1 protein-coding gene and 1 pseudogene (1 of these 2 cut by a window edge) are annotated in these 2,859 nt (G+C 35.7%); both read right to left on the reverse strand.

Annotated elements, in window-relative coordinates:
• A pseudogene (locus A2255_02925) lies at window positions 1–1,888 on the reverse strand (hypothetical protein) (it extends 581 nt beyond the left edge of the window).
• Window positions 1,889–2,301: 413 nt separating this feature from the next.
• Window positions 2,302–2,661, reverse strand: a complete 360-nt coding sequence (locus A2255_02930; GenBank protein ID OGI23063.1) for a hypothetical protein — start codon at window positions 2,659–2,661, stop codon at window positions 2,302–2,304.
• Window positions 2,662–2,859 lie beyond the last annotated feature (198 nt).

A 2,859-nucleotide genomic window follows, 5' to 3' on the forward strand; every position in this document is an offset into this window, starting at 1 on the left:
GATAGTAATAAGTACCTGATTGTGGATTTAATCCAAGATCTATAGATGTGCTGCCAGCATTAGCACCAACAGCCTGTGCTTGCTGGAAGCTGCTTGGTGAATTTACGGATTGAAGAACTTTAAATCCACTTTCATTATTTGAATTATCAGTCCAGCTTAAATTTGCAACATAATTACCAGCTGTAGCTTTAGTTATACTAACTGATAATCCAGTTGGAGCTACAGGGGGCTGTGGAGTTGGAGGAGGAGTAACTTCTCCAACTTGAGCTGTAACTGTATTAGATGCTTGAGATTTTCCGCTGGTATTTACAGCCACTACTTTGTAGTGATAGGTACCAGTGGTTGGAGTTGATCCAAGGTTGATACCATAAGCAGTACCATTAGCAGCTGGGGTTTTTACTACCTGGAAATTATTTGTTGAATTAACGGATTGAAGAATCTCAAATCCTGTTTCGTTATTAGAATTATCTTTCCAAGTAAGATTTACATAATAATTACCACTCGTTGCACCTTTGCTTACTCCTGTAACTGCTAACTCTGAAGGAGCTGCCGGGCCTTGTGATGTTGGTGGTTCTGTTGGCGGCTCTGTTGGAGGTGGTGTAACAGTACCGCTTCTTTTAAGTACTACCCCTCTAAATGGACTTAAAGTTACACTGTTTACTTGAGCACCATCAAGGTTTTTGTAAACACCTGCTGGAAGACTCACTGTCACAGAACTTGAAGTGTCATTTACGATAGCTTTACCGAGATCGAAGTCCCTTTGGAGAACTCCATTAGCTCTATATCTTGGGCCTTTAGGATATCCGATTTTTCCTAATTTTTCTATAACAACTCTTTGATGATCCAAAGAATGACCTTGTTTTGTATTAAGTGTTAAACCTAAAACATTGTCTGTTAAAAGGTTCATAGGAACACGGAATGTGTCAAACGGGCCTCTGTCTTCATCCCAATATGTGTCAAAGCATACTTGTCCTTGTGTAGCAGCTTGATCACTATAACTGAAATATCCGGCAACACTCTTGTCGCCTGTTGCTACGTCATCAATTCTGTCTTCTAGCATACTGATGTCACGTGATGTAAATGCACCAAATGGTGGTGAATTGCCTAAGAGGATTTTATTTGGAGCAATTTGTTTAAATCTTTCTCCTACAGTATTCCAACCTCTTTGAATACCAGCCTGGTCATTACCAGCAAATCCACTACGCAGCCAGTTATCAGAGAATACACCATCAAATCCCTGATCGGTGATACCTTTAGCGTGTTGTGCCCAGTATTCTTGCACTTCTGCTTTTCTTGAATCCCACATTCTTCTTTGAGTATTGCTATAGCCAGGATATGGGACTATTACGTTAGTGCTACCACGGTACCATAAATTATGTTTATCCATATAATCCCAGGTACCAATATTTTGACCATCAGGCTTCATCCAGAAGTTTTCGTTCGGGAATACGTTTGTAGATTGGTAATACCAAACATCTGACATGTTGTGATAAGCAAGAACATACACTCTTCTGCTTACAGCTGAAGCAGCATTATATATGTCATTTCTGGTTTTCAACAAACCTTTGCTCGGATCGTGTGTGCTTTGATGGAAGTCTAAGAATAAATCGTTCATATTTCCGCCAGCTCTGTTAAGAGAGACGAAATCCAAATATTTAGCTGCAAAGTTAATTTTATTTGCACTATCGCCAGCGGAAAAACTACCATCCGGAGTGGTGTGCCACTGGTTACCACCTACTCTCGGGTACGGTCTTGACATTAACTCTTGTACTGCAGGGTCATATGAAGCTGCTTCAGCTTTATTATTTGGCATAAATAAGCCAGGTACACCCTGTAATAACATAAGAGTTGTGCCAAGCATTGCCATTGTCTTTTTGAGATTCAGCATACTTTTTCATACTCCATAGTTAATAAAAATTAGTTAATAAAACTTGTTTTTCCCACGCATAGGAGATTTTCTCTGGTGTGACTAAATTAAACTGAAAAATATAAATTTCTTATATATGTTGTTTTTTAGCCCCCTTCCCTTACCTTTTAATTTTCAACCTTACTAAAACATTGCACATTTATTTTTATATTTGTAATTTTAAAAATAGAAAACTAAGGCTGTAACAAAAGCTATTTGAGGGATTTAAGATATTTCTGGGAAAGTACGAGTTTAACAAAACTTTACAATTTGGAATGGTAATGTTTTATTGATACTTTTACCAGAATTTTGTATTTAGGAAGTGTTTTTCTGTTTTGTTTTCATTAAAAAAATCCTGATTAAATCAGGATTTTTTTAATGAAATAGTTGTTGCCTTATGAAATTGGTATCATTGGTTCTGGCTCTGGATCTTGTCCTGGAATAAAGTCACCAGAAGTATTGTATTGTGATGTGGTGTTATTATTGTAGTCATAGTAAACATCACTTGAAGTATTACTATTTTGATTAGAATAGTTATAGTTGTAATTATTTGGATTTGCATATTTGTTAAGCACTTGTGTGCCCAGATTATACAGAGTATTTTTAATTACATCTTTCATGACATCTTGTACAAATGCAACTTGTGTAGGATTTTCCTGAGTTGCATTTTCTGAATAATCACTTGTTGAAGCAAATGATAAACTTGGTGCTGCAAAAGACAGCAATAAAGCCATGATTACTATTTTCTTATTCATACCCAGTCCTCACCTGTATTATCAATGTTTCTAAATTAATTCGAGTTAATTCATATTATATATTGATTGTTTTTAAAATATCAAATATTTTTTAGAAATATTTCAAAAATTTAAAGCATTAATCAGTAAAAAAGTTAATTAACCTGAATAGCTAGTTAGCTAAAAACCAGCATGAATATTGAGTAAAAATTCTCAAAA

The sequence above is a fragment of the Candidatus Melainabacteria bacterium RIFOXYA2_FULL_32_9 genome, from assembly GCA_001784615.1.
In the GTDB taxonomy this organism is placed as follows: Bacteria; Cyanobacteriota; Vampirovibrionia; order Gastranaerophilales; family UBA9579; genus UBA9579.